General features: G+C 62.6%; 22 protein-coding genes and 1 tRNA gene. 11 read left to right on the forward strand and 12 right to left on the reverse strand.

The window, feature by feature from the left end; all coding sequences use genetic code 11:
* Position 1: 1 nt before the first annotated feature.
* Positions 2–763, reverse strand: a complete 762-nt coding sequence (locus sphantq_RS18075; RefSeq protein WP_066601964.1) for a competence/damage-inducible protein A — start codon at positions 761–763, stop codon at positions 2–4.
* An 80-nt stretch (positions 764–843) separates the two neighbouring features.
* Between sphantq_RS18075 and map the strand changes: the two genes are divergently transcribed.
* From map to sphantq_RS18095, 4 genes are all read left to right on the forward strand, one after another.
* Positions 844–1,674 carry a type I methionyl aminopeptidase gene (map, locus tag sphantq_RS18080; RefSeq protein WP_272799176.1) on the forward strand — a complete coding sequence of 277 codons (831 nt, stop codon included), beginning with the start codon at positions 844–846 and terminating at the stop codon, positions 1,672–1,674.
* Positions 1,675–1,917: 243 nt separating this feature from the next.
* Positions 1,918–2,256 carry a P-II family nitrogen regulator gene (locus sphantq_RS18085; protein WP_272799177.1) on the forward strand — a complete coding sequence of 113 codons (339 nt, stop codon included), beginning with the start codon at positions 1,918–1,920 and terminating at the stop codon, positions 2,254–2,256.
* An 84-nt stretch (positions 2,257–2,340) separates the two neighbouring features.
* Positions 2,341–3,753 carry a type I glutamate--ammonia ligase gene (gene glnA, locus sphantq_RS18090; protein ID WP_066601954.1) on the forward strand — a complete coding sequence of 471 codons (1,413 nt, stop codon included), beginning with the start codon at positions 2,341–2,343 and terminating at the stop codon, positions 3,751–3,753.
* An 89-nt stretch (positions 3,754–3,842) separates the two neighbouring features.
* Positions 3,843–4,904 carry an NAD(P)H-dependent flavin oxidoreductase gene (locus tag sphantq_RS18095; RefSeq protein ID WP_272799178.1) on the forward strand — a complete coding sequence of 354 codons (1,062 nt, stop codon included), beginning with the start codon at positions 3,843–3,845 and terminating at the stop codon, positions 4,902–4,904.
* Between the two features lie 43 nt (positions 4,905–4,947).
* Here the strand turns inward: sphantq_RS18095 and sphantq_RS18100 are convergent, their stop codons facing one another.
* Positions 4,948–5,604, reverse strand: coding sequence for a histidine phosphotransferase family protein (locus tag sphantq_RS18100; protein ID WP_066601950.1), 657 nt, complete (start codon positions 5,602–5,604; stop codon positions 4,948–4,950).
* Positions 5,605–5,701: 97 nt separating this feature from the next.
* Positions 5,702–6,103, reverse strand: a complete 402-nt coding sequence (locus sphantq_RS18105) for a M67 family metallopeptidase (RefSeq protein ID WP_129926091.1) — start codon at positions 6,101–6,103, stop codon at positions 5,702–5,704.
* A gap of 17 nt (positions 6,104–6,120) precedes the next feature.
* Here sphantq_RS18105 and sphantq_RS18110 point away from each other — a divergent pair, with 17 nt between their 5' ends.
* Both sphantq_RS18110 and rpoH read left to right on the forward strand, forming a co-directional pair.
* A complete protein-coding gene (locus tag sphantq_RS18110; RefSeq protein WP_272799179.1) occupies positions 6,121–7,074 on the forward strand; it encodes an RluA family pseudouridine synthase in 954 nt (317 codons plus the stop codon).
* Between the two features lie 76 nt (positions 7,075–7,150).
* Positions 7,151–8,062 carry an RNA polymerase sigma factor RpoH gene (gene rpoH, locus sphantq_RS18115; protein WP_066605261.1) on the forward strand — a complete coding sequence of 304 codons (912 nt, stop codon included), beginning with the start codon at positions 7,151–7,153 and terminating at the stop codon, positions 8,060–8,062.
* An 81-nt stretch (positions 8,063–8,143) separates the two neighbouring features.
* Here the strand turns inward: rpoH and sphantq_RS18120 are convergent, their stop codons facing one another.
* A complete protein-coding gene (locus tag sphantq_RS18120) occupies positions 8,144–8,623 on the reverse strand; it encodes a GNAT family N-acetyltransferase (protein ID WP_129926093.1) in 480 nt (159 codons plus the stop codon).
* The gene (locus sphantq_RS18125; protein ID WP_066605259.1) at positions 8,620–9,183 is read right to left on the reverse strand and encodes a TetR/AcrR family transcriptional regulator; all 564 of its coding nucleotides are present in this window, start codon (positions 9,181–9,183) and stop codon (positions 8,620–8,622) included. The genes sphantq_RS18120 and sphantq_RS18125 overlap by 4 nt, the downstream gene beginning before the upstream one ends.
* An 87-nt stretch (positions 9,184–9,270) precedes the next feature.
* On the opposite strand from sphantq_RS18125, the gene sphantq_RS18130 reads away from it, so the two are divergent.
* Together sphantq_RS18130 and mtgA are read left to right on the forward strand one after the other, a co-directional pair.
* On the forward strand, positions 9,271–10,563 hold the full coding sequence (locus sphantq_RS18130; protein WP_272799180.1) for an MFS transporter: 1,293 nt from the start codon (positions 9,271–9,273) through the stop codon (positions 10,561–10,563).
* Between the two features lie 33 nt (positions 10,564–10,596).
* A complete protein-coding gene (mtgA, locus tag sphantq_RS18135) occupies positions 10,597–11,292 on the forward strand; it encodes a monofunctional biosynthetic peptidoglycan transglycosylase (RefSeq protein ID WP_272799181.1) in 696 nt (231 codons plus the stop codon).
* A 151-nt stretch (positions 11,293–11,443) separates the two neighbouring features.
* On the opposite strand, the gene sphantq_RS18140 is transcribed toward mtgA, so the two are convergent.
* The 6 genes from sphantq_RS18140 to sphantq_RS18165 form a co-directional block, all read right to left on the reverse strand.
* A complete protein-coding gene (locus tag sphantq_RS18140) occupies positions 11,444–14,005 on the reverse strand; it encodes a TonB-dependent receptor (protein ID WP_066601935.1) in 2,562 nt (853 codons plus the stop codon).
* A gap of 369 nt (positions 14,006–14,374) precedes the next feature.
* Positions 14,375–15,643: an ATP-dependent Clp protease ATP-binding subunit ClpX gene (clpX, locus tag sphantq_RS18145; RefSeq protein WP_066601934.1), complete on the reverse strand. Its 1,269-nt coding sequence runs from the start codon at positions 15,641–15,643 to the stop codon at positions 14,375–14,377.
* A 140-nt stretch (positions 15,644–15,783) separates the two neighbouring features.
* On the reverse strand, positions 15,784–16,419 hold the full coding sequence (gene clpP, locus sphantq_RS18150) for an ATP-dependent Clp endopeptidase proteolytic subunit ClpP (RefSeq protein ID WP_129926099.1): 636 nt from the start codon (positions 16,417–16,419) through the stop codon (positions 15,784–15,786).
* Between the two features lie 89 nt (positions 16,420–16,508).
* Positions 16,509–17,498, reverse strand: a complete 990-nt coding sequence (locus tag sphantq_RS18155; RefSeq protein ID WP_272799182.1) for a glycosyltransferase family 2 protein — start codon at positions 17,496–17,498, stop codon at positions 16,509–16,511.
* Positions 17,499–17,648: 150 nt separating this feature from the next.
* Entirely contained in the window at positions 17,649–19,244 is a 1,596-nt protein-coding gene (gene tig / locus sphantq_RS18160) for a trigger factor (RefSeq protein ID WP_129926100.1), read from the reverse strand.
* A gap of 59 nt (positions 19,245–19,303) precedes the next feature.
* Positions 19,304–19,388: transfer RNA gene (locus sphantq_RS18165), tRNA-Leu, on the reverse strand.
* A gap of 125 nt (positions 19,389–19,513) precedes the next feature.
* Between sphantq_RS18165 and sphantq_RS18170 the strand changes: the two genes are divergently transcribed.
* The 3 genes from sphantq_RS18170 to sphantq_RS18180 all read left to right on the forward strand — a co-directional run bounded on the left by sphantq_RS18170 (position 19,514) and on the right by sphantq_RS18180 (position 21,475).
* Positions 19,514–19,711 (forward strand): hypothetical protein, encoded by a 198-nt coding sequence (locus tag sphantq_RS18170; protein WP_066605257.1) that lies wholly within the window; start codon positions 19,514–19,516, stop codon positions 19,709–19,711.
* A gap of 212 nt (positions 19,712–19,923) precedes the next feature.
* Entirely contained in the window at positions 19,924–20,529 is a 606-nt protein-coding gene (locus tag sphantq_RS18175; protein WP_066601922.1) for a sigma-70 family RNA polymerase sigma factor, read from the forward strand.
* Entirely contained in the window at positions 20,447–21,475 is a 1,029-nt protein-coding gene (locus tag sphantq_RS18180; RefSeq protein WP_066601918.1) for a FecR family protein, read from the forward strand. The genes sphantq_RS18175 and sphantq_RS18180 overlap by 83 nt, the downstream gene beginning before the upstream one ends.
* 3 nt (positions 21,476–21,478) lie before the next feature.
* Here sphantq_RS18180 and sphantq_RS18185 read toward each other — a convergent pair whose 3' ends face one another.
* Positions 21,479–23,221, reverse strand: coding sequence for an MFS transporter (locus tag sphantq_RS18185; RefSeq protein WP_129926102.1), 1,743 nt, complete (start codon positions 23,219–23,221; stop codon positions 21,479–21,481).

Raw genomic sequence — 23,221 nt, forward strand, 5'->3', positions numbered from 1 at the left:
GCTAGATCCCGCCCGCCGTCACGGTCCAGCCGCCGCGTTCCAGCGCGGCGCCGAGATCGGCGGCGCAGGCGTTTAGCGTCGTCGCATCGGTCGAACGAATCACGAAATTGGCGCCGGTGCGGCCTTCGCGGAAAAAGGGATAGCTGCCGATCTGGCAATCCTCATGCGCGCGTTCGGTCGAGGCAAGCAGGTCGGCGATCTCGCTTTCGGCCACCCAGCAGCCGATCGTCGCGGACAGCAGCGGCAGGCCGCCTTCCAGCGTGCCGGTCAGGCTGTCGAGCATACCAGCGGTGATATAGGGCACGCCGGCCATGATGAAGATATTGCCATGGCGGATGCCGGGCGCGCCGGACATGTGATTTTCGATCAGGTCCGCGCCAGCAGGCACCCGCGCCATACGCAATCGCGCCTCGGTCAATCCGCCGCGGGTTTCATAATAGCCGGACAGAATGGCGCGCGCACCTTCGTGGATTTCCACCTCCACACCCAGCGCCGCGGCAATCGCGTCCACCGTGATATCGTCATGAGTCGGGCCAATGCCGCCGGTCGTGAACAGATAATCGTTGCGCGCGCGCAGAGCGTTGACCGCCTCGACAATCGCGTCCTGCACATCGGGCACGACGCGCACTTCGCGCAGGCGAATACCCTGGACGCCCAGCCAACTGGCGACTTGGGCGATATTCTTGTCCTGGGTGCGGCCAGAAAGGATTTCGTCGCCGATCACGATCAGCGCTGCGGTCCAGATGCGGGTCGGATCGGCCATGCGCCAGCCCATAGCCTGCCCCGGACGCCCTGCCTAGTCGCCCTCTCGCATTATGCCGCTATTACGCCTATAAATAGGGCATGACCGACTATATGACGATGACGGCCGATGCGCCGATTTCCCGCTCCGCTGCGATCAAACTGTATGACGAATCCGGTTTCGCCGGTATGCGCAAGGCCGGGCGGCTCGCCGCAGAGATATTGGACGCGCTCGTACCGCATGTCGTGCCGGGCGTCACCACCGGCGAACTGGACGACATCGTGCGCCGCATGTCGCTGGACGGCGGCGGGGTGCCAGCGACCCTGGGGTATCGCGGCTATACCCATAGCTGCTGCATCTCGCTCAATAATGTGATCTGCCATGGCATTCCGGGCGACCATCGACTGAAGGACGGCGATATCCTGAATATCGACGTCACACCGCTGGTCGATGGCTGGCATGGCGACACCAGCCGCATGTTCATAGTCGGCGACGCCGCGATCAAGGCGCGGCGGCTGGTCGAAGTCACCTATGAATGTCTGATGCTGGGCATCGAGCAGGCCAAGCCCGGCAATCATCTGGGCGACATTGGCTATGTGATCCAGCGGCACGCCGAAAAGCACCGATATGGCGTAGTGCGCGATTTTTGCGGCCATGGCCTGGGCCGAGTGTTTCATGACAGCCCCGAAGTCGTCCATGTCGGCCGTCCCGGCACCGGCCCTGAACTGCGCCCCGGCATGTTCTTCACGATCGAGCCGATGATCAACATCGGCAAGCCCGGCGTGAAGATGATGGACGATGGTTGGACCGCGGTGACGCGCGACCGCACTCTGTCGGCCCAATTCGAACATAGCGTCGGCATCACCGAAACAGGCTGCGAGATATTCACCAAGAGCCCAGCGGGCCTGGACTGTCCGCCTTACGCGCTCTGACGATCGGAACACTGCCCAAAAAACGGGCAGAGAGTTATGATATTGCCCTGAATCCGGGCAATATGGACAAAGATTGCTGCATCGCCGAAAGCATGTCCTAGCGATTCGCCACTTGGCACGGTAATTGATTGTTAAGGGGAACGGCGCCGGCCTTGGGGGGCATGACGATCGTTCCCTCAAGGAGAGAGGAATGCGGGTCGCCCCCGCATTCTGTGCGTGCGTCATGGGTTGGGATTACGAGTGATGAAAAAGGTCGAAGCGATCATAAAGCCATTCAAGCTGGACGAGGTGAAGGAAGCGCTCCACGAAGTGGGCGTGTCTGGCATCACCGTAACCGAGGCCAAGGGCTTCGGCCGCCAGAAGGGGCATACCGAACTGTATCGCGGCGCAGAATATGTCGTCGATTTCCTGCCCAAAGTGAAGCTGGAGGTCGTTGTCGACGATTCGCTGGCCGACCGCGTGGTCGAGGCGATTTGTTCTGCGGCGCAGACCGGTCGCATCGGCGACGGCAAAATCTTCATTTCCGCGGTCGAAGGCGCTGTGCGTATCCGCACCGGCGAGCGGGACAGCGACGCGATCTGATTTAACCAATTTTCGCCGAGCCGGGCGGGAACAGACTTCAACTGCCCCTTCGGGGGGGTATTTTTGAGAGAAGGGCAAAAGCACATGGCCAATACGCCAAAAGACATCCTGAAGATGATCGAAGAAAAGGAGATCGAATGGGTCGATGTCCGCTTCACCGATACGAAGGGCGCCTGGCACCATCTGACCATGTGCGCAGGCGTCATCGGCGAAGATGAACTGACCGATGGCCTGATGTTCGACGGCTCCTCGATCGAGGGCTGGAAGGAAATCAATGAATCGGACATGATCCTGAAGCCGGATCTGGACGCGGTCTATGTCGATCCGTTCAGCGCCACGCCGATGCTGATCCTGGTTTGCGACATCGTCGAACCCGAAGATGGCTCGCTTTATGCCCGCGACCCGCGCTCGACCGCCAAGCGCGCCGAAGCCTTCCTCAAGACCACCGGCCTTGGCGATACTGTCTATATCGGCCCGGAACCCGAATTCTTCATGTTCGACGACGTGAAGTTCGAGAACAGCTACAACTCCAGTTCGTACAAGCTGGACGACGTTGAACTGCCAACCAACTCGAACACCACTTATGAAGGCGGCAATATGGGCCACCGCCCGCGCGCCAAGGGTGGTTACTTCCCGGTCGGCCCTGTCGATGTCACCACCGACATCCGCGCCGAAATGGTGTCCACCCTGCTGGAAATGGGTCTGCCCATGGACAAGCATCACCATGAAGTCGCGGGCAGCCAGCACGAGTTGGGCCTGACTTTCGGCAAGCTGGTCGAAACCTGCGACCGCATCCAGATCTACAAATATGTCGTGAAGATGGTCGCCCAGGCCTATGGCAAGACCGCGACCTTCATGCCCAAGCCGATCAAGGCCGACAATGGTTCGGGGATGCACACCCACATCTCGATCTGGAACGAAGGCAAGAACACCTTCGCCGGTGACGGCTATGCCGGCCTGTCGGAAACCTGCCTGTTCTTCATCGGCGGCGTCATCAAGCACGCCAAGGCGATCAACGCCTTCACGAACCCGACCACCAACAGCTACAAGCGCCTGGTGCCCGGCTTCGAAGCCCCTGTGCTGCTCGCCTATTCGGCGCGGAACCGTTCGGCATCGTGCCGCATCCCCTATGGCGCCGGCACCAAGGCGAAGCGCGTCGAATTCCGCTTCCCCGATCCGCTCGCCAACAGCTATCTCGCCACCTCGGCGCTGCTGATGGCCGGCATCGACGGGATCGAGAACAAGATCCACCCCGGCGGTCCGATGGACAAGAATCTGTACGACCTGCCGCCCGCCGAACTGAGCCAGGTGCCGACCGTCTGCGGTTCGCTGCGTGAAGCGCTGGACAGCCTCGCTGCCGACCACGATTTCCTGCTCAAGGGCGGCGTGTTCACCAAGGACCAGATCGATGCCTATATCGAACTGAAATGGCCTGAGGTATATGCCTGGGAAATGGCGCCGTCGCCGGTCGAATTCGACATGTACTATAGCGGCTGATCCTTTCAGCGCTGTTTTTGGGGAAAAGGCCCGGTCGCGACAAGCGGCCAGGCCTTTTCCTTTATGAGCGATGCGCCCAAATAGGGCGCATGAACCCGCTCGCCATACTTGGCCTTGCCCACCCGATCGTCCAGGCGCCGATGGCCGGCGTGTCCACGCCGCAAATGGCGGCGGCCGTCAGCAACGCTGGCGCACTGGGATCGATCGCCGTGGGCGCCGTCGATGCCCCCGCCGGGCGCAGCATGATCGACGCGGTGCGCATGCAGACGGATCGCCCGTTCAACGTCAATCTCTTCGTCCATGCGCCCGCCAGAGCAAGGCCGGATTTGGAGCGGCGCTGGATCAGTACGCTCGCGCCGCTATTTGCCGAACATGGCGCACAGCCACCGCCAACGCTCCGCGAAATCTATCGCAGCTTTGCGGAGAACGAGGCGATGCTGGACATGCTGGTCGATACGCGGCCAGCGGTCGTCAGCTTCCATTTCGGATTACCCGACCGCCGAAAAATCGACCTTTTGAAGTCTGCGGGCTGCCTGCTGCTGGCCAGCGTGACCAACCTCGATGAAGCGCTGGCGGCCGAGGCGGCAGGCATCGATGCCGTGGTGGCGCAGGGTTTCGAAGCGGGTGGCCATCGCGGGATGTTCAATCCTGATGGGCCGGACGATAGCTTGGGCGCCGTTGCGCTGACCCGTCTGCTGATCGAACGCTCCGGCCTGCCCGTCATAGCGGCGGGCGGCATCATGGACGGTCGGGGCGTGCAGGCGGCGATCGATCTGGGGGCTGTGGCTGCGCAATTGGGCACGGCCTTCATCGCCTGCCCGGAAAGCAGCGCCGACGCGGCCTATCGCGCGGCGCTGTTCAGCCCGGCCGCGGCGCATACGGTCATGACTCGTGTCGTATCAGGACGGCCCGCCCGCTGCCTCGCCAATCGCTTCACCGCCTGGGGGCGGCAAAGCGACCGACAGCCGCCCGATTATCCGATCGCCTATGATGCGGGCAAGGCGCTCAACCAGGCGGCAAAAACGGCCGGCGAAGGCGGTTATGGCGCGCAATGGGCCGGACAAGGCGCGCCGCTCGCCCGCGCATTGCCCGCCGCCGATCTGGTGGCTCTGTTGGTCGCGGAAATGCGACAAGCGCGGGGCGACGGATAGACAGAGCAGGCGCTGAGACAGCGACTGCGACAGTTGTACGCGATTATCGCGTACGATCGGGGATCGACGCACCGAACAGCAGTACGGGCTCGCCCGGCGGCGACAGGGCGATCTCGCCGCCCGATTCGGCCACCATCTGGCGTATCATCCAGGCGGCGGCGGTGCGGGAGGCCAGCCCTTCGATCGGCAGGGTGCCGGCCAGCGCGGCCCGCAGGTCCGGGTCGAGCACGACCTTGGGGCCTTCGCCGCGCACAACGATCTCGGTCAGGCCCGGCCGCTTTTCCGCGCCGATATCCAACTGCCCGCCACGCACCAGAGCGTCGCCGGCGATCAGCGCCAGGTTAAGCAAGATTTTGGCCGCCAGTTTGTCGAGCATCTGTTCTTCGACCAGCCAACCGACTTTGACCCGGCCCGTGGTCGCAAACATGCCTTCGATCGCCACCTTCGCCTCATGCGGCGGCACGGCGTCGCCAAAGCCGCCAGCGGAGCCGAAGGCGAGGCGGAAGAATTTCAGTTTGTTCGCCGAAGTGCGGGCGCTGTCGCCCAGCAGGTCCAGGCAACGCTGGCGCATTTCCGGATCGGTTTCATCCGCCATCAGTTCCAGACCATTGTTGAGCGCGCCGACGGGGCTCAGCAGGTCATGGCACAGGCGCGAACAAAGCAGGCTGGCAAATTCGATGCTGTCGGTCGGGTTGGTCATGCGAGGTCTGGGTCACCGGATTGTGGAGGAAATAAGCGGGTCTTTGGCTAATGCGCCGCGCCGCGCGCCGATGCAAGCCCGGCTGGCCGCCTTTCGCTCACCGACTGTCGAGATGCATTTTGGTGAAATGGACGTTAACCGCCGTCCCCGGCCCTGCCCGCCATATAGTCGCGTCCCCCGCCCCGACGATCAGCCATAAATTTCCATCGGGTGCCGCGCAGGCCGCATCGGTCGCGGAAGGCGCGGCGATGCCCGATGGATGCGAATGATAATGGCCAATGATCTTGGGCCCACCCGATCGCGCCGCCCGATGCGCGGCGATCAGGGTCGCTGGGTCCAGTTCGAAATGGCGCGCGGGATCGGGCGCCACATTGACCGCGGGCGCGATCGCCTCGATCCGGTCATCGGAGCCCAGCAAAAGGCCGCACACCTCATGAACATCACCGGCCGCCAGGGCCATGATCTGTTCCAACAGAATCCTTGAAATTTCGACCCGCATTCCTACATCCCTAGCCAATGGGTCCGGGGGTTTCCATCATTGAAGCAGCCATTGGCGAAGCGCAGCAAGGCTGGCGCCTCGATCGTGCGCTGGCGGACCTTTTGCCCGATCTGTCGCGTGAGCGGTTGAAGGGGCTGATCGGCGAGGGACAGGTGCAGTCCGCCAACGTCGGCAAGATCAGCGTGTCGATGAAGGTCGCGGCCGGACAGATGTTCATCATCACCCTGCCCCCGCCGGTGCCGCTGGACACGGTGGCGCAGGATATTCCGCTCACCATCGTCCATGAGGACGCCGACCTGATCGTGATCGACAAGCCCGCGGGGTTGGTCGTCCATCCCGCCGCCGGCAATCTGGACGGCACGCTGGTCAACGCGCTGCTGCATCATTGCGAGGGACGCTTGTCCGGTATCGGCGGCGTCGCCCGGCCCGGCATCGTCCATCGCATCGACAAGGATACGTCCGGCCTGCTGGTGGTCGCCAAGTCGGACAAAGCGCATGAGGGGCTGGCCCGCCAGTTCAAGGATCACAGCATCGATCGGCTTTATGCCGCTATCGTCTATGCCGTGCCCAATCCGGCGGCCGGGACGGTCGATATCTGGATCGGCCGATCCGACGCTGATCGAAAGAAGATGGCGGTTCATCGGGAAGGACGCGGCAAGCACGCCGTTACCCATTATCGCACGACACAGAGATTGCGCGACGCGGCGCTGGTGGAATGCAAGCTGGAAACCGGCCGCACGCATCAGGTTCGCGTCCATATGCACCATATCGGACACCCCTTGATCGGTGACCCGGTTTACGGTAGAGAAAGAAAAGGTTTCAAATCAATACTGGAAACGCTGGGTTTCAAAAGGCAGGCATTGCACGCCAAAAGCCTGGGGTTCATACATCCGGTAACGAGCGAACGGCTTATGTTCCAAAGTGCACTGCCCACCGACATGCAGGAACTGTTAAGCCAGCTCCACGTATAGAGATTAACAAATTTGCGACGGCGCCTGTGACGCCTCTTCTGGGTCCCGCCGCGCAATGAAAGGGAAAGGTGACGACATGGCCAAGAGCAATGTCCCCGCGGTTCCGGCGCTGGGCGGTGAAGCCAGCCTCAATCGCTATCTGTCGGAAATCCGCAAGTTTCCGCTGTTGACGCCTGAGCAGGAATATATGCTCGCCAAGCGTTACGAGGAACATCAGGACCCTGAGGCCGCAGCCCAGTTGGTGACCTCGCATCTGCGTCTGGTGGCGAAGATCGCGATGGGCTATCGCGGCTATGGCCTGCCGGTCAGCGAGCTGATTTCCGAAGGCAATATCGGCCTGATGCAGGGCGTTAAGAAGTTCGAGGCCGAACGCGGTTTCCGCCTGGCGACCTACGCCATGTGGTGGATCCGGGCATCGATCCAGGAATTCATCCTGCGTAGCTGGTCGCTGGTCAAGATGGGCACCACCGCGTCGCAGAAGAAGCTGTTCTTCAACCTGCGTCGGATGAAGAACAATATCGAAGCGTTCGAGGATGGCGACCTGCGCCCCGAAGACGTGACCAAGATCGCGACCGACCTGGGCGTCAGCGAGCAGGACGTCGTGTCCATGAACCGTCGGATGGCGATGGGCGGCGACACGTCGCTGAACGTCCCGATGCGCGAAGATGGCGAAGGTCAGTGGCAGGACTGGTTGCAGGACAATGATCCGTTGCAGGACGAGCGCGTCGCGGAAGAGCAGGAGCGTACCCAGCGGCATGAGATGCTGGTGGAGGCGATGACCGACCTCAACGACCGCGAGAAGCATATCCTGGCCGAACGCCGTCTGGCCGAAGAGCCCAAGACGCTGGAAGAACTGTCGCAGGTCTATGGCGTGTCGCGCGAGCGCGTTCGCCAGATCGAGGTTCGCGCCTTCGAAAAGCTGCAAAAGGCGATGATGCGCATCGCCGGCGACAAGCTGGGAAAGATGGCGCGGTTCGCCCTGGCCTGATCGTGCGATCAGAGTGAAACCAAGAAGCCCCGGAGCGATCCGGGGCTTTTTTGTGCCTCCTGCTGGCAGCGGGGCGGCGGATCATTGGGATATCGTCCGTTCCATGGCGAGGCTGTCCTCGCCATAGCCCGCTCCGTCGTTCACAGGCAGGAAGCCCTGTTTCCGCCAGAAGGCGTCAGCGCCGTTGACGGCGGTCAGTGTGATGCGCGCGAAGCCCGCGCTATCCGCCTGATCGACGACCAACTGTACCGCCTGCGCCGCCGCGCCGGCACCGCGCGCCTGTGGCAGGAGCGCCAGGTCGTGAAGATAATAGCGATCAGCCGTCGCAGGAATGGCGAGGATGGGGGCATTGAGCGCTGGCGAGTGATCGTCCTGCCAAGGATGGCTGATGAGATAACCCACCGCATCCCCGGCACGCTCCAGCATCCAGCATCCGGCCGGGTAGAGTTGCAGACGTTCAGCGTAGATGTCGGCATGTTCGGTATAGGCGCCGTGCACCGCGTCGGAGATTGCCGCAACCGCCGGAATATCGGGCCATCGCATCGGTCGCCAGGGGCTCATGCGGACAGACCCAATGCGTGGCGGGTCGCGGCCAATATCTCGTCCGACAGCACCGGATCGCCCACGCCGCGCGCCAGCGCCATGGCTCCGACCATCTGCGCCATACGCGCCAGGGCGTCCTGCCGGTTCATCTCCGGCCCGGCCTGTTCGAGGATGGCGGCCAGTTCTTCAAATCCGTGACAAAAGGCATGAGCGAGATCGCCGCCGCGCCGCGCGGCGTCCGGCGCAAGGGCGACGAGGGCGCAGCCGGTTTCCGGCGCGTCGCGATTGCGGGGGCTGAGATAATTGTCGGCGATCGCTGCGGGCGCATCGCCCTGCCCGGCCGCCTCCGCCAGCCCCCGCCAACGCTGGGCGCTGGTAGCCAGCGACGCGGCGCAGGCTTCGGCCGCCAGCGCCTCTTTCGAGTTGAACTGATTGTAGAAGCCGCCATGGGTGAGGCCGCATTCGCGCATCACCTCCCCAATGCCAACCCCCTCTAAGCCGCGGGCACGAAACAGGCGCGATGCGGCATCGACCACCTTTTCCCGATTCCGCGCAGCCTGATCGCGGCTGACCTTCATATCCTGCATCCTTCGACTGGCCTCTTGACCTTATATATGATGTCTATCATTTAACGCCAGTCCGAACGGGCCCCGAAGGGAAAGCTGATGCTGTCGACCCTGTTTGCGCACCGCTTGACTGCGCGCAACATTCATTATGGCTGGGCAGTCGCCGGCACGACTTTTCTCACCATGCTGGTCGTGGCCGGCGCGGTCGGGGCGCCCGGCGTCCTGATCGTGCCGTTGCAAAAGGAGTTCGGCTGGAGCGCGGCGGATATCAGCGGCGCGCTCGCGATACGGTTCCTGCTGTTCGGCGGCATGGGGCCGTTCGCCGCCGCCTTCATGAACCGCTTCGGCGTGCGGCGCATGATGTTGATTTCGCTGTCGATCGTCATTGGCGGGATGTTGTTGTCGCTGGGCATGACGCAGTTGTGGCAACTGGTGCTGCTGTGGGGCGTGGTGATCGGCATAGGGACCGGCCTGACGGCGATGGTGCTGGGCGCCACGGTTGCAACGCGCTGGTTCGGGCAGCGGCGCGGCCTTGTCATGGGGCTGTTGTCGGCCAGCACGGCGACCGGGCAGCTCGCCTTTCTGCCGCTGCTTGCGAGCCTGACCGAAAGTCATGGCTGGCGCGCGGCGCTGTTGCTGGTGTGCGGCGCGATCGTCGTGGCGGCGGTCGTCGTGCTGCTGCTGATGCGCGACCGGCCCGCTGATCTGGAGCTGGCGCCCTATGGCGAAACGCATGTCCAGCCTGCGCCTCCCCAGCCCGCCAGCTTCGGCGCGCTGCTGATGATCCCGCTGACCGTGCTGCGCGACGCGGAGAAGGCGCCGACCTTCTGGATCCTCTTCTTCTCCTTCTATATTTGCGGGGCGAGCACCAACGGGCTGGTGCAAACCCATTTCATCGCATTGTGCGGCGATTACGGGCTGGCGGCGGTCGGCGCGGCGTCGATGCTGGCGATGATGGGATTGTTCGATTTCGGCGGGACGCTGGCGTCGGGCTGGCTGTCCGACCGGTTCGACAATCGATGGCTGCTCTCCTGCTATTATGGGTTGCGCGGGCTATCGCTGCTCTACCTGCCCTTCAGCGACTTTTCGCTCTACAGCCTGTCAGTCTTCGCAATCTTCTACGGCCTCGACTGGGTCGCGACGGTGCCGCCGACGGTGAAGCTTACGGCGCAGCGTTTCGGGGCGGAGCGGGCGAATATCGTCTTTGGCTGGATATTCGCCGGGCATCAGTTGGGCGCGGCCAGCGCGGCGCTGGGCGGCGGACTTGCCCGAACCCTGTGGCTCAGTTACATGCCGGCGTTCATCGGCGCGGGCATATTGTGCCTGATCGGTGCGGGGTTGGTTCTGCTCATCAATCGCGACCAAAGGCGGGAGACGTTCGCGACCGCTTGAACCGGGGAAGTGGACCGCGCTACGACAGGCGGCATGACCACACCCATCGCATCGCGCCGCCGCCTTTCCCGCTGGATCATGATCCCGATCAAGATATTGTTCGGCTTCATCGCCGTGTCGCTGCTGATGGTGGCGATCTATCGCTTCGTGCCGCCGCCGGTGACGCTGACGATGCTGTTCGACCCCAATGGGATCACCAAGGACTGGACATCGCTGGACGCGATCGACCCGGACATGGCGCGGGCGGCGATTGCGGGGGAAGATGGGAAGTTTTGCAGCCATCACGGCTTCGATGTGGACGCGATCGCCAAGGCGGCGATCCATAACGCCAGCGGCGGCCGCATCCGCGGCGGATCGACCATCAGCCAGCAGACCGCCAAGAATGTCTTCCTGTGGCAGGGCGGCGGCTTCGTGCGCAAAGGGCTGGAAGCTTGGTTCACGGTGCTGATCGAGGCGATGTGGGGCAAGCGCCGGATCATGGAGGTCTATCTGAACGTCGCGGAGACGGGGATCGGCACCTATGGCGTGCAAGCTGGAGCGATCCGTTATTTCCACCATGGCGCGGGCAAGCTGAGCAAGGCGGAAGCCGGGCGCATCGCCGCGGTGCTGCCGCTGCCCAAGAAGCGCGCGGCGGTGGCGCCAGGCGGCTTCACGCGGCGCTATGGCAACACGATCACGGCGCGGATCGGCGTGGTGCAGCGGGACGGGCTGGATAGCTGCCTGCGGTAAAGCATCCCGTAATTTCGCATATTTCGCGCCGGCTTCTACATAAAGTTACGCCGGGTTGGTCCTATCGGAAAACGCGAAGGCCGTTTATAAGCATAGAAAAAGGGCGGGGATTGCTCCCCGCCCTTTTCTGTTTGCGGTGTCGCTGCGGCTTTTAGAAGCCGACGATCAGCGAGGCGCTGATCGCACGCGGCGAACCGAAGTTCACGAAGGCCGACGAAGAACTGGCGAGCGTGTCCAGACCGCCGCTGAATGAGCCGACATAGAATTTGTCGAACAGGTTGCTGACGTTCAGCTGGATCGCGCCCTTTTCCATGCCGAGGCTGGCGAGCGAGTAGCGCAGGTCCAGATCGACGATGGTGTAGGCGCCGAACTTCGCTCCGGCAGCGCTCTGAAGCGTGCCATCAGCATTGAAAACGACTTCACCGTTAACGTCGTTCAGATAACGCGAGCTGGTCTTCTTTGCCTGCACGCCCAAGGTGAAGTCGCCCAGATTACCCTGCAAACGGCCACCGAAAAGATATTTCGGTGCACCGCGCTCGCGCTTACCGGCCGTACGCAGATAGGTGACTCCATCCGACACATAGCACAGGCCAGCCTTGACGAATTCATCGGTGGCCGCGTCACACGCGCTGGTCGTGGTGATGGCATCATTCTGGATTTCCGACTTGATGTAGGATCCGAACAAGTAGGCGGTGATTTCCTTGACCGGGCTGTAGGAAATGCTGGCGTCGACGCCATATTTCTTCACCGGCCCAAGGTTCGTGTCGGTGCCGTTGCCGTCAATGTCATAGGCAGTCACGAGGCGGTTCTTATACTTCGAATACCAGCCGGTGATCGCCGCCTGCACCTTCGATGAATTGTAGCGGATGCTGGCGTCGAAGCTGTCCGACGTTTCGGCGACGCGGTAGGCCGAGTCGCTGTCCGCCGGGAAGACGAACGCATTGTAGAGCGCGTCGGTGCTGGGCACCGAGATGTTCTTGGCATAGCTGCCCGCGATGCTGATTTCCGGCGTGATCTTGAAGGTCGCGCCGACGTTGGGCAGGAATTTGTCATATTTCAGCTTGCGCGCCTGCGGCAGGGCGGAACCCGTCGCCCGGCCAGTGGTCTCGTCGTAGCTGTAGGGGTGGGTCGCGATATAGTCGGCAATCTGGTCGGTGGGGACGCAGTTGACGAAGCCGCCTGAACTGGTGGTGAAGCAGTTCTGGTTCAGCTCACGCTTGAAGAAGGGCAGACGGCCACCGATCAGGACAGTCAGCTGGTCCTGGAAGAACTGGCCGCGATATTCAGCTGCGACCTGGTTCAGTTCGGCGATCGACTTGCGATCACGCTTTTGCAGGACGTTGCCAGCCGCGTCAGCGATCGGATCGTTGATCGGGAACACGTCGAACGGCGTGCCGCCCTGATCCAGGAAGCCGGCAGCGCCGGTCTGGCGGTGACGCGCACGGTCGTAGGAATAAGACAGGCGGACGCGATGCGCATCGCTGATCTCATAAGCGAGGTTGGCGATGCCGACCCAGCGGCGGGTGTTGGTCTGGCTGGGCTGCAGCACGGTCACGCGGCCAAGCACGCCGTCGCCGTTCAGATCCCGACCGAAATAGAAGCTGCCATTATAGTTGCCGGTGCCGGAGAAACCGGTCGCGTCCGTGAAGAGCGTTTCGTTGGCGCCCGTGGTGCCGCCGCCATTCGCCTTCACCCACTGATAAGCGCCATCGACCGAGAAGGTCAGGCGATCGGTCAGGGTGAACTTCGAGTTCAGGCGGACGTTGCCGGTGTTCGACGGGTTGAAACGACGCTCGAAATCAGTGCCGCAGCTGTTGGGCGTGCTGGTCTGGCTGACGTTGCAGGGATAACCGCCGGCGATGTCGTAGAAACGGCCGGATTTGTTGCCAGTGAAGGCGCTGGCGCGCAGCGGCGAACCGCCGAAATTGTTGCGGTTCTGATTGTAGTGACCGGCGATCGAGATGAAATCGCCATTGTCGCCGATGTCCTGCCAGAGTTTGGCGTTATATTGCTGCTTGTAGACCTTCCCATAGTTGGCGAAGGCCGCGTCGTTCTTCAGGCGCGACGCCGAGAACCAGGCCTTGGTGCCATGGCCGGTCAGGTCGCCGGTATTGACGACGCCGAACATGCGGAAATAGGGGCGATCGCCCGAACCATCGGCGAGGATATTGCCGTAGCTGACGCTGGCCAGGACGCCATATTCGTCGCTCGGTTCCATTGTCTGGATGTTGACGGTGCCGCCAACGGCCGCCGCCGTCGGGCTGTCCACGTCGGTCGAACCCAGGTTGACGTTGACGTTCTGGATCAGTTCGGCATCGACCTGCTGGTTGGTGTAGATCGCATAGTTGCCCGAATCGTTGAGCGGAATACCGTCGAAGGTCTGCGAAATACGGTCCGAGCTGAAGCCGCGGATGGTGAAGCTGCCGCCCGACGAACCCCAGGGATCGTTATTGGTGAAGCTGACGCCCGGCACCAGGTTGATGATTTCGTTGATCGTCTGGCCGGGGCGCTGCGCCTGGATGATTTCCTGACCCAGAACGACCTTCGCCTTGGGCGAGTCGGGAATCTTGACGCCGCCGACGCCCTGGTCGATGCGCGCGCCGGTGACGATGATGCTGTCTTCGAAGTCCGACGAACCGGTCGACTGCGCGAAGGCGGCGGAGGGGGCGGCGACGGCGATCAACGCGGCGCTGCCCATCAGAAATGTCTTCATGTGACCCTTGTCCCTTTTCAAGAGTGGCGCGTCGCCGCACCCCTGCAAATAGTCTGCTCTTTCAAGCCGGCGCCGCTCATGGCGGCTACTGACGACGGCCCTGTGATGCGTCGATTGCAATTTTGTTACAATGCACCAACAGGACTGTCACAATCCTCCCCTGCCCCTTTCGCCTGCGCTTTGGGACCTCCGCCATTTGGTCATAAACTATTGAAGTTTAGTGACAAAATTCCGATGACACACAATAGTTTGACGGTGGTGCAATTTTGCAACGCAGCAAGAATTTTTGTGCAGCGCACGCTGGCGTAACGAAAAAGGGCCGGCGATCGCGCGCCGGCCCCTTAAAAAGCGGGTAAAAAAGGGTGTGGATCAGGCCGCGTCTTCGGCCCGCTTTTCCTTCTCGCTGAACACGCGAATCGGCTCCTTGGTGCCCGCCACGACATCCTTGTCGACCACCACTTCACCGACGCCCTCCATCGAGGGCAGGTCGAACATGGTGTCGAGCAGGATCGCTTCGAGGATCGAACGCAGGCCGCGCGCGCCGGTCTTGCGCTCGATCGCCTTCTTCGCGATCGCCACCAATGCGTCATCGGTGAAGCTCAGTTCGACATTCTCCATGTCGAACAGCTTGCCATATTGCTTAACCAGCGCGTTCTTCGGTTCGCCCAGGATTTTCACCAGCGCCGAAACGTCGAGATCCTCCAGCGTCGCGATGACGGGCAGACGACCGACAAATTCGGGGATCAGGCCGAATTTGAGCAGATCTTCCGGTTCGCTCGACTTGAGCAGTTCGCCAGTCTTGCGCTCTTCGGGCGCGGCGACATAGGCGCCGAAGCCGATCGACTTGGCTTCCAGACGGTCGCCGATGATCTTTTCCAGGCCCGCAAAGGCGCCGCCACAGATGAACAGGATGTTGGTCGTGTCGACCTGCAGGAACTCCTGCTGCGGATGCTTGCGGCCACCCTGCGGCGGGACGGAGGCGGTGGTGCCTTCCATCAGCTTGAGCAGCGCCTGCTGCACGCCTTCGCCCGACACGTCGCGGGTGATGGAGGGATTTTCCGCCTTGCGGCTGATCTTGTCGATTTCGTCGATATAGACAATGCCGCGCTGCGCCTTTTCGACGTTGTAATCCGACGCCTGGAGCAGCTTCAGGATGATGTTCTCCACATCCTCGCCGACATAGCCCGCTTCGGTCAGCGTGGTCGCGTCGGCCATGGTGAAGGGCACGTCGAACGTCTTGGCCAGCGTCTGCGCGAGCAGCGTCTTGCCGCAGCCGGTCGGGCCGACGAGCAGGATGTTCGACTTAGCCAGTTCGACCTCGCCCGGCTTGGAGCCGTGGTTCAGGCGCTTGTAATGATTGTGGACCGCAACCGAGAGCACGCGCTTGGCGCGCTTCTGGCCGATCACATAATCGTCGAGCACATCGCAGATTTCCTGCGGGGTCGGCACGCCGCCATCCTTCCGCCCGACAAGACCGCCCTTGGTCTCCTCACGGATGATGTCGTTGCACAATTCCACGCATTCGTCGCAGATGAACACGGTCGGTCCCGCGATCAGCTTACGCACCTCATGCTGCGACTTGCCGCAGAAGGAGCAGTAAAGCGTGCTTTTCGAATCCGAACCGGTAAGCTTAGTCATTCGCCATTCTCTCTTCCCCCCCGGTCTACAGTCACCAGAACCGCGTTCGGTGAGGGATTTTCTGGTCCAAAGGCCATATTAGACCGGGCCGCGCGCGTTCCACAAGGGAAGAAAGTGGCGCGACCCGGTAAAGATAGTCTTTAAGCGTCGGCAGATTCCGGCGCGGCAGGGCGGCGGTCGAACACCTCGTCGACCAGACCGAAGGCCTTCGCCTCGTCCGCTTCGAGGAAAGTGTCGCGATCCATGGCCTTTTCCACCGCTTCCAGCGTCTGGCCGGTATATTTGACATAGAGGTCGTTCAGGCGACGGCGAATCCGCAGGATTTCCTTGGCCTGGATCTCGATATCCGACGCCATGCCCTGCGCGCCGCCGGACGGCTGATGCACCATGATGCGCGCATTGCCCAGCGCGATGCGCTTGCCCGGTTCGCCCGCGGCGAGCAGGAAGCTGCCCATCGAAGCGGCCTGGCCGATGCACACGGTGCCGACCTGGGGACGGATATATTTCATCGTGTCGTGGATCGCCATGCCGGCCGTCACCACGCCGCCGGGCGAGTTGATGTACATCCATATGTCCTTTTTCGGATTTTCCGATTCGAGGAACAGCAGCTGAGCGACGATCAGCGAGGCCATATGATCCTCGACCTGGCCGGTGACGAAGATGATCCGTTCCCGCAGAAGCCGCGAATAAATGTCGAAGCTGCGCTCGCCGCGGTTCGACTGTTCGATGACGATGGGGACCAGCGCGGCCATGGGATCATGCATGATGTTGGTCATTATACTCTTTCAGTCAGGTGCTTTTGCCCACCCCTACATCGGCACAAAAGGCGAATGGTTCAAGGGGGAAGGCGCTTGGCGTTGCGGGGTCAGTCGCGACGGGCGAAGTCGGACGGCGCGCGGAAGGCGAGATAGGCGAGACGTCGCACCTCCCGCCGGCCGCGGACCACGGTGTCTAGGATGAGGCCGCACATGGTCGACAAAGTGGCCAGGATCATGAGGCCGGTCACCAGGATCGCGGTCGGGAAACGCGGGACCAGGCCGGTGTGGAGATAGGTGACGATCAGCGGCGCGGCGAGGCCAAGACCCAGCGCCGCCAAGAAGGTCGCGATAATGCCGAAGAAGAGGACCGGCCGCTCGATGCGGTAGAGGGTGATGATGGTCCGCAGGATACGGAACCCGTCGCGATAGGTGCTGAGCTTGCTGACCGATCCTTCGGGACGGGCGCCGTAGGCGGTCATCACTTCGGCGACCGGCATGGCGAGTTCAAGCGCGTGGACGCTAATCTCCGTCTCGATCTCGAAACCGGCCGACAGAACCGGGAAGCTCTTGACGAAGCGGCGGGAGAAGACGCGGTAGCCAGACAGGATATCGGTGAAGCTGCGGCCGAAAAGCTGCTTCAAGAGGCTGGTGAGCGCCCAGTTGCCGAAGCGATGGCCACGACGATAGGCGGCGTCCGCCTCTTCCCGGCGGCAACCGACCACCATGTCGAGATTATCCTCCAACATGGCGGCGATCATCGCGGGGGCGGCGGCGGCCTCATAGGTCGCATCGCCATCGGCCATGATGTAGATGTCGGCATCGACGTCGGCGAACATGCGGCGCACGACATGACCCTTGCCCTGCTGGCCGACGCAGCGCACGATCGCCCCTGCCCGGGCGGCAAGGTCGCGACTGCCGTCGCTGCTGTTATTGTCGAACACGTAGATGTCGGCGGCGGGCAAGGCTTGGCGAAAATCCTCCACCGTCTGTACGATCGCGCCGGCTTCGTTGTAGCAGGGCAGGATGACCGCGACGCGCGGAGTCACCATGGCCGTTTCGCTATTCACGGCGAGATTCACTGGCGGATATTCCTTCATCGTCGCGACTTGCCCCGTTCCACGCTGGCTGCCCTATGCCGCCTGCATCGAACATCATCCTTAATATTTCGTCTGCCATGCCGGCCCCGAAATGAAAAGCGCCCGCGCTTCACAAGGAAGGCGGGCGCTCATTCCATGGGGTCGAACGGCTTACTCGGCCTTGGCGGCGGCCTTCTTGGGAGCAGCCTTCTTCTTGGGCTTCTCTTCAGCGGTTGCGTCTTCGGCTACGGCTTCGTCCTTCTTGGCGGCGGCCTTCTTGGGTGCGGCTTTTTTGGGCGCTTCCTCGGCTGCCGGCGCTTCGTCGGCGGCCGGAGCGTCGGCTTCAGCCTCACCCTTCTTCGCAGCCTTCTTGGCCTTGGGCTTCTCGTCATGGTCGTGACCACAGTTCGGACCATGAACATGGGGCTTGATGTCGCCGTCTTCGGCTTCGATAGCCGCTTCCAGCTCTTCCTTGGTCACGGCGCGATCGGTGACTTCCGCCTTTTCGAACAGGAAGTCGACGACCTTGTCCTCATAGAGAGGCGCGCGCAGCTGGGCCGCGGCCATCGGGTCCTGACGCACATATTGCACGAAGCGCTCGCGGTCCTGCGGGCCGTATTGCTGCGCGGCCTGCATGATCAGGCGGTTCATTTCCTGGTCGTTGACGATCACGCCATTGGCCTGGCCGATTTCCGAGAGGAGCAGGCCCAGGCGGACGCGACGCACGGCGATCGCGCGATAATCTTCCTTCTCGGCTTCCATTTCGGCGATCGCGGCGGCCGGATCTTCCTCATGGGTCGCTTCATGCTGAAGCTGCTGCCAGATCTGCTCGAACTCGGCTTCCACCATGCTGGGCGGCACGTCGAAATCATGAGCAGCAGCGAGCTGGTCGAGCAGCTTGCGCTTCATATGGGTGCGGGTCAGGCCGTTATGTTCCTGCTCGATCTGCCCCTTGAGCAGTTCCTTGAGCTTGTCGAGGCCTTCCAGGCCCAGCGACTTGGCGAACTCGTCGTCCAGCTTGGGCTTGTCGCCGTTCAGGATCGACTGGACCGTGATGTCGAAGGTCGCGGCCTTGCCAGCCAGATGCTCTGCGCCATAATCTTCCGGGAAGGTGACCTCGATGGTCTTTTCCTCGCCCTTCTTGACGCCGGTCAACTGCTCTTCGAAGCCGGGAATGAACTGGCCCGCGCCGATCTTGAGATTGACGCCCTCGGCGGAACCGCCTTCGAAAGGTTCGCCATCGACCTTGCCGACGAAATCGATCTTGAGCGTATCGCCGTCCTTCGCCTTGTGGCTGGCGGCATGTTCTTCGAGCGCGCCCTGCTGGGTGGCTATGCGGCCGGCAGCCTCATCGACCTGCGCGTCGGCGACTTCGACGGTCAGACGCTCCAGCTTCAAGCCCTCGATGCTGGGCGCTGCGATGTCGGGCAGCACTTCCAGCGCGACCTTGATTTCGGCATCCTTGCCGAATTCGAATCCTTCGTCGAGTTCGACCGACGGCTGCATGGCAGGACGCAGCTTCTGATCGGCGATCAGCTTCTGGATGCTTTCCTGGATCGAATTGTTGAGGGCGTCACGCTGCAGCGATTCACCATGCATCTTCTTGACGAGGTTCGCGGGCACCTTGCCGGCGCGGAAGCCGGGCATCCGCACCTGCGGTGCGATCGCCTTCACTTCCTTGTCGACACGGGCGTCGATATCCTTCGACGTGATGGTTACGGTGTAGGCGCGCTTAAGGCCCTCGTTCAACGTCTCGACAGTCTGCATCTCTTCTCTCAAACGCTTTCTTCAGCTGAATTTCGGTGGCGCTGCCACGGTCGGCATCCTGGTGCGGGCGAAGGGACTCGAACCCCCACATCTTGCGATACCAGAACCTAAATCTGGCGCGTCTACCAGTTTCGCCACGCCCGCATCGGTCGCCGGTCGGCGCGGCATAGAGAAAAGCGTGAGAAGAGGCAAGGGATAGTGGAGCGCCTCTGCGGAACCGCTTATGCTGCCCGAACGTAGGGCTCATGCGTTACACAGGAGAGACAATGATGGCCACCCGCCCCGATACCGGACCCGATGGGGTTCCGCCGCCCGACACAATCCAGCCGCAGTCGCCCGACGAGATGCCCCCGCCCCATGCGCCCGATGAAACGCCGATGACCGAGCCTGACGAAATCACGCCGGTCGGCCCCGATTATGACCAACCTGACAGCGCGCCGATGGAATTGCCCCCGCCGCCCGACTGAGCGGTCACCGCATCGCAAGCAAAAGATTGCGCGATATACGTGTGCGCTCACGGCAACATATCCACAATTAAATTGCCATGGCGGGAACTTTTTTGGTCGATCGTCTTGATTATGACGTTCCTGCGTCTGGACAGCTCCCTGCATCCATGATTGAAATATGACATAGAAAAGAAAAGCGGAGAGGCCCGGCTGAAAAAAAACAGGGGGTCGTCGTGCAACGGGTTCGCGCTAAACTGGAATGGTTCAAGACCGTCATCCTCCCGCAGGAAGCCGCTTTGCGTGGACGCCTGCGCCGGATATTGCCATCCACCCATGAGCTGGAGGATATGGTCGCAGAGGTGATGACCCGCGCCTATGCTACGGAAAATTGGGAGAATGTGACGACGGGCCGCGCCTATCTGTTCACCATCGCCCGCAACCTCGTCATCGACACCGCCCGCCGCAACAAGGTGGTCAGCTTCGAAACCATCGCCGACCTGGAATTGCTGGGCGGCGAGAATAATATCGAGGCGCAACTTCACGCCCGCGAAGCGCTGCGCCAAGTCGAGGCTATTGTCGAGTCGTTGCCTGCCCAATGCCGCCGCGTATTCATTCTTCGCCGCATTCACGAAAAATCGATGCTGGAAATAGCGGACGAGATGTCTCTGTCCGTTTCTACTGTTGAAAAACATCTGGCCAAAGCCATCGCGATAGTTATGCGGGCCTGGGCGGAACGTGAGGAAACGGACTTCGAGCGTGCAGGCGTCGGAACCAGGTTCGAGCAACGGCGGCAGGGACGCGATGGAGGCGCAAGCCGCGCGCCTGCTGGCCAAGCTTAACAACGCCCCCACATCGGAGGACGAAGCGGAGATTTGCGCCTGGATCGAGAGCGATCCGCGCCATGCCGTAGCCTTTGCCCGCGCCGAAGCCGCGTGGGAGGCCGCCGAGCGGTTGAAGAGCGCCGCCGCCGACATCAGCCTGCCGCCGCTCGCCGAAATTGTCAGCGAAGAGCAGCAGCGTCGCCTGTCGCGCAACATCATGATCGCCGCCGCCGTCGCAGTCCTCTTTTTCCTGGTCGCCGCGATAGTCACAGTCCGTACTTTCAGCGGCATCGACCGCTATCAGACGGGCATAGGCGAATATCGCGACATCGCGCTGGACGACGGGTCCACTCTTCATCTGAACAGCGACAGCGAAGCCGAGGTCCGCTTCACATCGAATGGCCGCAAAGTGCGCATCATCAAGGGCGAAGCGTCCTTCGACATTGCCCATGACCGAAAGCGCCCGTTCGATGTCGAAGCCCGGTCCGCGCTGATCCGTGCGGTCGGCACCGCCTTCAACGTGCGGATGCGCCCGTCCCTTGTCGAACTGACGGTGACGCAGGGCATAGTGACCGTCCATTCGGGCGGCGGCGCGGCGCAGAAGGTCGCGGCCGGCAGCGGCGCGGTGATCCAGCCGCGCACCGTCGCGCTGACCCGGCTAGGCCCCAAGCTGATCGATCAGCGCACCGCCTGGCGCGAACAGATGGTCGAACTGGACGGCGAAACGATCGAGCAGGCGGCGGGCGAGTTCAACCGCTATCGCGCCGCGCCGATCCTGATCGGCGATACCCGCGTGTCGTCGCTGCGCATCGGCGGCCGGTTCCGCACTAGCGACAGCCGGGAGTTTCTCTCGGCACTGCAACTGAGCCTGCCGATCCGCGCCGTTCATGGCGAGGACGGATCGGTGATGCTGCTCTATCGCGACGAAGACCCGGCGCCAGCGGACAATAGCGCGGCGCTTTAGGCCTTACATCGCGTTGTCGGCCGCGTTCAGGGCGTCTTCGAATGTATCGGGGAGCGGCGGCTGGACCGGACGGTCGCAGCCTTCTTCCTTCATATGGGCGCGCAGCGCGTCCATCCGGCCGAGGTTCCAGCGCGCCAGCGGCACGCCCAAGGGCCGAAATTCGGCGCGGTCGAACAGTTGGACGACATAGGCCTCGCACAGCGCATCGACCTGCTCCAGCGTAAGCATCCCCAGGTTCATCACCATCGGCTTGCCCGGCACGCCGTTGCGCCCCCGCACCAGATCCGTGACGTAAAGGCCGCCGCGCGGATCGACCAGAACGACATCGGCCTCGCTCGAATCGATCAGCCGGTGGCTGGCCGCGTAGGGTTCGACGAAGACATGGGTGCGCCACACCAGAAAACTGCTGGCGAGGCCGGTGATGACCAGACCGATCAGCAGCGGCCGTAACGCCCCCTGCGGCCGGAAGCGCGCCCAACCAAGGCCCGCGAGCAGGCAGAAGGGGCCGATGAAGCCATGGGCGTAGCGGAATCCCCAGCCATAGCCTTGCGCCAGCGCGAGCAGGCTGCCGGCGAGGCAGCCCAGCGCCAGCGGCAGCGCGATTTCCTGCCCGCGGATCATCGTGCGCCAGCGCATGGCGGCGATGCCGAGCATGGCCAGGGGGACCATCAATATGTTGTTCCAGGCGACATAGCGCGTGAGATTCACCAGTGGCTGCCAGCGATCGCCCAGCCGCTGGAACAGGCTGCCGACCTTGTCCGCGACCCCGGCGGAGGGGCGGACGTCGGCGGGGGCGCCCAAAGCGTGCATCAGGAAGCCGGGCCAGAGTTTAGCCCAGATGATGACGATCGCCGCCAATGTCAGCGCATGGAAAGCCGCGACGGTCCAGCGCCGCGCCAGCAGCATCCACAGGATGAAGGGGGCGATGAAGATGGGCGGGAAATGCCATTGGTGCAGCCCGGCGGCGATCAGAGCGACGAGGCCTGCGGCGACATGACCGACCACCCCGCCGCGCAGCACCAACGCCAGCCAGACCATGTTGAGCGCGAAATGGCCGGTCATGGCATAGGGGGTCATCGCCGTGACCCAGAGTTGGCTGGACGAGAAGCCGAGCAGCACCGTTACCCAGACCGCATCCGGGCGATCGGGCATCAGGTGCAGCGCCACCCGCCATAGCGCGAACAGGCCCGCCATCAGAAGCGCGGGACCAGCCAGGTTGGGATCGCCCAATTGCCAGAACAGCGCCTGGATCGCACTGTTCACCGGCAGATAGGCCGCCGTCCAATAATCCGCCGCGCCGAAAGGGGAGAAAAATTCGGGCATGATCGCCCGGCGATAGGGTTCCCACTCGACCGGGATGGGGCGCGCGAACAGTCCTTCGCGCATGTAGGCGGCGGCGAAGCGGGCGACTTCTTCGTCCCGGCTGATCGCGTAATCCTGAAACAGCGCATAATGGCCGGCCCACGCCGCCATGCCGAGCAGGACGATCAGCGGCACGACGATCCGGGCGGTGGGCCGGGGAAGCGCGATTCCCTTCCCCTCCGCCCAGGGCGCGGCCAGCGCCAACAGCAGCAGAGATCCGAGCAACGCGGGGAAATCCTGATCCAGCAGCAGGATCACCGCCAGGCTGACCCCCTGCCGATAGGTGACGTGCCACAGGAAGGTCGCGCCCAGCCACAGCGCCAGCCCGATCGCGCCCGCCAAAAACAGGCGGCGCGCGCTGACGATGCGGCTCCCCTGCCCCAT

Source organism: Sphingobium sp. AntQ-1, assembly GCF_028538045.1.
GTDB classification, from domain to species: Bacteria; Pseudomonadota; Alphaproteobacteria; order Sphingomonadales; family Sphingomonadaceae; genus Sphingobium; species Sphingobium cupriresistens.

Coding starts and splice junctions, on each gene's coding strand:
- sphantq_RS18075 (WP_066601964.1), bottom strand. CDS start 763: ATGGCCGATCCGACCCGCATCTGGACCGCAGCGCTGATCGTGATCGGC.
- map (WP_272799176.1), top strand. CDS start 844: ATGACCGACTATATGACGATGACGGCCGATGCGCCGATTTCCCGCTCC.
- sphantq_RS18085 (WP_272799177.1), top strand. CDS start 1,918: ATGAAAAAGGTCGAAGCGATCATAAAGCCATTCAAGCTGGACGAGGTG.
- glnA (WP_066601954.1), top strand. CDS start 2,341: ATGGCCAATACGCCAAAAGACATCCTGAAGATGATCGAAGAAAAGGAG.
- sphantq_RS18095 (WP_272799178.1), top strand. CDS start 3,843: ATGAACCCGCTCGCCATACTTGGCCTTGCCCACCCGATCGTCCAGGCG.
- sphantq_RS18100 (WP_066601950.1), bottom strand. CDS start 5,604: ATGACCAACCCGACCGACAGCATCGAATTTGCCAGCCTGCTTTGTTCG.
- sphantq_RS18105 (WP_129926091.1), bottom strand. CDS start 6,103: ATGCGGGTCGAAATTTCAAGGATTCTGTTGGAACAGATCATGGCCCTG.
- sphantq_RS18110 (WP_272799179.1), top strand. CDS start 6,121: ATGGGTCCGGGGGTTTCCATCATTGAAGCAGCCATTGGCGAAGCGCAG.
- rpoH (WP_066605261.1), top strand. CDS start 7,151: ATGGCCAAGAGCAATGTCCCCGCGGTTCCGGCGCTGGGCGGTGAAGCC.
- sphantq_RS18120 (WP_129926093.1), bottom strand. CDS start 8,623: ATGAGCCCCTGGCGACCGATGCGATGGCCCGATATTCCGGCGGTTGCG.
- sphantq_RS18125 (WP_066605259.1), bottom strand. CDS start 9,183: ATGAAGGTCAGCCGCGATCAGGCTGCGCGGAATCGGGAAAAGGTGGTC.
- sphantq_RS18130 (WP_272799180.1), top strand. CDS start 9,271: ATGCTGTCGACCCTGTTTGCGCACCGCTTGACTGCGCGCAACATTCAT.
- mtgA (WP_272799181.1), top strand. CDS start 10,597: ATGACCACACCCATCGCATCGCGCCGCCGCCTTTCCCGCTGGATCATG.
- sphantq_RS18140 (WP_066601935.1), bottom strand. CDS start 14,005: ATGAAGACATTTCTGATGGGCAGCGCCGCGTTGATCGCCGTCGCCGCC.
- clpX (WP_066601934.1), bottom strand. CDS start 15,643: ATGACTAAGCTTACCGGTTCGGATTCGAAAAGCACGCTTTACTGCTCC.
- clpP (WP_129926099.1), bottom strand. CDS start 16,419: ATGACCAACATCATGCATGATCCCATGGCCGCGCTGGTCCCCATCGTC.
- sphantq_RS18155 (WP_272799182.1), bottom strand. CDS start 17,498: ATGAAGGAATATCCGCCAGTGAATCTCGCCGTGAATAGCGAAACGGCC.
- tig (WP_129926100.1), bottom strand. CDS start 19,244: ATGCAGACTGTCGAGACGTTGAACGAGGGCCTTAAGCGCGCCTACACC.
- sphantq_RS18170 (WP_066605257.1), top strand. CDS start 19,514: ATGGCCACCCGCCCCGATACCGGACCCGATGGGGTTCCGCCGCCCGAC.
- sphantq_RS18185 (WP_129926102.1), bottom strand. CDS start 23,221: ATGGGGCAGGGGAGCCGCATCGTCAGCGCGCGCCGCCTGTTTTTGGCG.